Genomic DNA, 5,126 nt, shown 5'->3' with positions numbered 1-5,126 from the left:
AGCCGAGCTCGGTCGCCGGTGGTCGGGCGCTGGGCGCCGCGTTCGTGGGGGAGTCGACGGTCGCACCCGTGACGCTCGTCGAGGAGGCCGATGGCTGGCGGATCGAGAACGACCTCGTGTCGGTGCTCGTCTCGGGCGAGGGGCTGATCGTGTCTGCCGTCGACAAGGCGTCGGGCAGGGAGACGGTCGCCGCAGGCAGGGCCGCGAACCTGTTCCAGTTGCACCAGGACTTCCCGAACATGTGGGACGCCTGGGACATCGACCGGTACTACCGCAACAGCGTCGACGACCTCACGGCGGTCTCCTCCATCGAGGCATCACTCGTGAACGGTGTCGCGCAGATCGTCGTCGTGCGCCCGTTCTCGGAGTCGACCATCACGCAGACGATCGTGCTCGCGCCGAAGTCGCGCACCGTGCTGCTGCGCAATGACATCGACTGGCACGAGACCGAGAAGCTGCTCAAGCTGGCGTTCCCGCTCGACATCCAGGCGTCGCACACCGAAGCCGAGACCCAGTTCGGTTACCAGGCGCGCGTCACGCACACGAACACCAGCTGGGAGGCCGCAAAGTTCGAGACCTCGATGCACCGGTTCGTGCTCGTGCGCGAGCAGGACTTCGGTGCGGCCCTCGTGAACGACTCGATCTACGGGTACGACACGACGCGCGAGGTCGGCGAGGACGGGGTCACCACAACCGTGCGGCTCTCCCTGCTGCGGGCGCCGCGCTTCCCCGACCCGGACACGGATCACGGTCCCCACGAGATCGAGGTCGGCTTCGTGATCGGCGCCGACGCCGCGATCGCCACAGCCGAGGGCATCCGCATCAACAGCCTGCCCACGGTTCTCCGCGGGGCGCGCGAGGTCGAGCCGCTGGTCTCGGTGCAGGGCGAGGGCATCGTCGTGTCGGCCGTGAAGCTCGCCGACGACGGTTCCGGCGACGTCATCGTGCGTGTGTACGAAGCGCTCGGGCGTCGTGCGGTCGGCGAGCTGTCCGTGGGCTTCGACCACCGTGAGGTGCGCGAGGTGAGTCTGATCGAGGACGAGATCGACGATGCACGGACGGGCGGTGCGCTGCGACTGCGTCCCTTCGAGGTGCGGACGCTGCGCATCGTGCGTTGAGCATCGTGCGCTGAGCCTCGTGCGCTGAGCCTCGTGTGCTGAGCCCGCGTGTGCTCCTGCTCTCGCGTGTGTGGGTGATGTGCGCGGACCCGTTGTCGTGGCAGGGCGAACGGGTGCACGATGGCGGGATGGTGAGCATCGACGATGTGCGCGCGATCGCCCTCGCCTTGCCCGGCGCCGAGGAATCCGTCGGCGGTCACACCGGAGCGGCGGCCTGGCGGCTGAAGAGCGGCCAGTTCGCGTGGCTTCGCGGACCGAGAACGACCGATCTGCGACAGCTCGCCGAGGCCGGGCGTGAGTGGCCCACCGGTGATGTGCTCGCGGTGCGGGTCGCCGACCTCGAAGAGAAGGATGCCCTTCTGGCCGCCGAGCCGGATGCGCTGTTCACGATCCCCCACTTCGACGGCTACCCGGGACTGCTCGTCCGTCTCGATGCCGTCGACCGGGGCCGGCTCGAAGAGATCATCACGGATGCATGGCTGGCGCGTGCCCCTGCGAGAGTCGCGAAGGCATGGTTGGATTCGCACGGACTGGAATGACGCGGGATGCGATCCGCGGCCTCCCGGGAATCACACGGGGAGCGGGAGAGCGATGTCAGGCAGGCGGCAGTCTCAGCACGTCGGGGGACTCGCCGCCCGTGAGGTCGTCGGCGATGAGGAGGCTGCGCGCGAGGTCGTCCAGCGCGCCGATCAGCGTGCCGAACCGCTCCTTGTCGCTGCACACGGCCGTCAACGTCACCAGGTGCGTACCCGTGTCCCAGGTGTACGTCGCGAACGGCGGCGAGGCGGGCGACGGCGGCATCGGGACGAGCAGTTTCTCGCCGACGCCGAGCCTCGTGGGGAACGACTCCGTGTCGTCGTAGTCCATCGGCATCGAGGCCCGGGCGATGCGCACATCAGGCGTCAGCACCTGTGCGGTCGCCATCGCCACGACGAGCTCGGGCTCCGCCTTCCACGTCCACACCAGCACGCGTCCGTCCGCACGCTTCATGAGCATCGGCGCCGCCTGGCTCATCGCCCACGCGCCGAACCTCGAGCCGGGTCGCTCCGTCGCTCCGACCGCGGCGTTGACCTGGCCGAGCAGCATCCGGATCGCGGCCTTCCGGTGGCGGCGGCCCTTCCAGCCGAGCGAGTCCGTCACGGGAATCCACAGCTGGGGATCGGCGTCGGCACTCAGTCGCATGACTCCACGGTAGCCGGTGCGTCTGAGTGATGCCCGGTACGCCTCGGCGGCACGATCAGGGCCCTCCGGTAGAGTGGCCAGCGCCCGACCAGGGCTCTCCCTTGGCCGCCACATCGTAAGGCAGCATGTCTGTGACCTCCTCCGACGATCCGATCGATCCGTCGAGCGGCTCCGCCGCCGAATCCGCGCCCCGACCGTTGAAGATCGTGATCGGCTGCGACACGTTCGCGCCCGACATCAACGGCGCCGCCCGCTTCGCCGAGCGCCTCGCCGCCGGCCTCGTGCAGCGCGGACACGACGTGCACGTCGTCGCCCTCAACCAGGCCTACCGCCGCGCCGAGCCGCGGACCGAGGTCATCGAAGGCGAGCCGATGACCCTGCACCGGCTGCCGTCGGTCCGCTGGCCTCCGCACGACTGGCTGCGTTTCGTATGGCCCTGGCGCTCGAAGCACTACGCCCGCAAGGTGCTCGACCGGGTGCAGCCGGACGTGGTGCACATCCAGTCGCACATCGTGATCGGTCGCGGACTGGCGCGCATCGCCCACGAGCGCGGCATCCCCGTCATCGCGACCAATCACGTGATGGCCGAGAACATCCTCGATCACACGACCATGCCCAAGTTCATCGACGACCTGGTGCTGAAGTTCGCCTGGGCCGACGCGAAGCGCACGTTCGACCTGACCAGGGCGATCACCACGCCCACCCGCCGTGCCGCCGACTTCCTCGAGAACACCGTCGAGGTGAAGGGGGTCATCCCCGTCAGCTGCGGTATCGACCGTTCGCAGTACACGCCGGTCATCGGTCCGCGCGAGAAGAACCGCATCGTGTTCGTCGGACGCCTCACCGCCGAGAAGCAGGTCGAGGTCATCCTCCAGGCCATGACGAAGCTCGACCCCGCGCTCGAGACCACGTTCGACATCGTGGGCGGGGGCGACCAGCGCAAGCAGCTGGAGCACCTGACCGCCCAGCTCGGTCTCTCCGACCGGGTGACCTTCCATGGGCGCACCACCGACGAGGAGCTGCGAGCCCTGCTGTCGCGGGCGAGCCTGTTCGTGATCGCCTCGATCGCCGAGCTGCAGTCGATCGCGACCATGGAGGCCATGGCTTCGGCCCTGCCCGTCGTCGCGGCCGATGCCGTGGCCCTCCCGCACCTGGTGCACGACGGCGAGAACGGCTACCTGTTCGAGCCGGGGAATGCCGACGAGCTCGCTGCACGCCTCACCGACGTGCTCACGGCGGAGCCCGCGGAGTACGAGCGGATGCAGCAGGCCTCGCTCGACGGCGTCCTGATCCACGACATCAACCGCACCCTCGACACCTTCGAGGCGCTGTACCGCGACGAGCCGCTGCCGGAGTAACCCGCCATGCACATCGTCTTCTTCGGCGATCAACACCTCGACTCCCTCGGGGGAGCGCAGGTGTCGATGCGGCTCCAGCGGGAGTTCCTGGAACGCGCCGGTCACACCGTGACGGTCGTGGCTCCGAAGATGCACGGATCGCGTGCGTCGTCCGGCACCCACGGCGGCGCGTACGTCGACCTGCCGTCGATGCCGATCACGACGGATCGCGAATACTCGATGAGCTGGCCCGGGCGCGGCACCGATCGCTTCCTCGACAAGGCCATGACCCGCCGTCCGCCCGTCGACCTGGTGCACGTCCAGGCCGACTTCTGGGGAGCCTTCATCGGACACCGGTATGCGCAGCGCCACGGCATCCCGGTCGTGCACACCATGCACAACCGGGTCGACGTCGGTATCGCCGCCGTCACTCCGCTGCACCGCCCGGTGCTCGCGGCGCTCAACGCCTGGCGCGGCATCGCCCTGCGCGGCATCGCGGTTCCGTCGAAGGGGCGATACCCGGCGAAGGGAAGCGACGGGTGGGCGTTCCTGCGCGGCCTCGCCGCCGGGGCGTCCGCCGTGACGGCCCCCTCGACGCACTTCGCCCGCCGCCTCGAGCAGCACGACGTCTTCCCGCATGTGGACGTGATCTGGAACGGCATCGACGACGACGTCCGCGAGCAGACGCTCGCGGACAAGCCCGCAGACCGCGTGCCGGGGATACCGCGGTTCGTCTGGCTCGGCCGGATGAGCCCGGAGAAGCGTCTCCTTCCGTTCCTCGAGGCGTTCGTCGCTTCGGGAGTCGTCGCCGATCTGGAGATCATCGGGGGAGGCGCTCAGCGCGCAGCCGCCGAGAAGATCGTCCGCGCACGCGACGGCGTGCACTTCGCCGGACGCCTCACCTACCCGCAGACGTTGGCGCGCATCGCCGCCGCCGACGCGCTCGTGCAGACGTCGATCGGCTTCGAGACCCAGGGGATGACCCCTTTCGAGGCAGCCACCCTCGGAACGCCGTCGGTGATCTGCGACCCCGACATCGCCGCGGAGCTCGGCGGCGGGCTGTGGGCCGTACCAGAGCCTGATGCGGAAGCAGGATCCGGGGTGGACCGGGAGGCTCGCCGACGCGTCGCGCTGGCTGAGACGCTGCGACGTGCGGCAGACGACATCGCGCGTGGGGCGGCTCCTGTTCCGCTGCCCGAGGTGGCCGAGGCGTTCCGACAGTCATCGCGCACGGCGGCGATGGTCGAGGTCTACGAACGGGTGCTCGCATGATCACGACGGCGCCGGCAGTCGTGTCTTCGAGCAGGCAGCCTCAGAACAACTGGTAGAAGAGCGACGACATCCAGGTGGTCGCCATGCCGATGGCGCCCACTCCGGCGATGCCGATCGCGATGCCGGCGAGCAGGTGCGGGCCGGGCCGGCGTACGGCGACGAGCCCGAGGATGAACGCCAGGACGTATGCGACGAGGCTCACCACGCCGACCAGGCC

Annotated in this window: 5 protein-coding genes; 4 read left to right on the top strand and 1 reads right to left on the bottom strand. The window is 69.3% G+C overall.

Features of this window, described 5'->3' with window-relative positions; translation table 11 throughout:
• On the top strand, positions 1-1,118 hold a 1,118-nt coding region (locus DSP71_RS04480), incomplete at its 5' end, for a glycoside hydrolase family 38 C-terminal domain-containing protein (protein ID WP_258546256.1).
• Between the two features lie 128 nt (positions 1,119-1,246).
• Positions 1,247-1,657, top strand: coding sequence for an MmcQ/YjbR family DNA-binding protein (locus DSP71_RS04475; RefSeq protein WP_046748722.1), 411 nt, complete (start codon positions 1,247-1,249; stop codon positions 1,655-1,657).
• 55 nt (positions 1,658-1,712) lie between these two features.
• On the opposite strand, the gene DSP71_RS04470 is transcribed toward DSP71_RS04475, so the two are convergent.
• The gene (locus DSP71_RS04470) at positions 1,713-2,300 is read right to left on the bottom strand and encodes a hypothetical protein (protein ID WP_113680460.1); all 588 of its coding nucleotides are present in this window, start codon (positions 2,298-2,300) and stop codon (positions 1,713-1,715) included.
• Between the two features lie 125 nt (positions 2,301-2,425).
• On the opposite strand from DSP71_RS04470, the gene DSP71_RS04465 reads away from it, so the two are divergent.
• Positions 2,426-3,658, top strand: coding sequence for a glycosyltransferase (locus DSP71_RS04465; RefSeq protein ID WP_061018016.1), 1,233 nt, complete (start codon positions 2,426-2,428; stop codon positions 3,656-3,658).
• Between the two features lie 6 nt (positions 3,659-3,664).
• Positions 3,665-4,909: a glycosyltransferase gene (locus DSP71_RS04460; protein WP_113680459.1), complete on the top strand. Its 1,245-nt coding sequence runs from the start codon at positions 3,665-3,667 to the stop codon at positions 4,907-4,909.
• Positions 4,910-5,126 lie beyond the last annotated feature (217 nt).

It is taken from the genome of Microbacterium sp. H6 (assembly GCF_003314775.1).
In the GTDB taxonomy this organism is placed as follows: domain Bacteria; phylum Actinomycetota; class Actinomycetes; order Actinomycetales; family Microbacteriaceae; genus Microbacterium; species Microbacterium oxydans.
Note: the sequence above shows the minus strand (reverse complement) of the source record. Positions and strands in the feature narration are given on the sequence as shown.

What these genes read in the sequence shown, in the direction of transcription:
- DSP71_RS04475 (WP_046748722.1), top strand. Translation starts at nt 1,247, where the DNA reads ATGGTGAGCATCGACGATGTGCGCGCGATCGCCCTCGCCTTGCCCGGC.
- DSP71_RS04470 (WP_113680460.1), bottom strand. Translation starts at nt 2,300, where the DNA reads ATGCGACTGAGTGCCGACGCCGATCCCCAGCTGTGGATTCCCGTGACG.
- DSP71_RS04465 (WP_061018016.1), top strand. Translation starts at nt 2,426, where the DNA reads ATGTCTGTGACCTCCTCCGACGATCCGATCGATCCGTCGAGCGGCTCC.
- DSP71_RS04460 (WP_113680459.1), top strand. Translation starts at nt 3,665, where the DNA reads ATGCACATCGTCTTCTTCGGCGATCAACACCTCGACTCCCTCGGGGGA.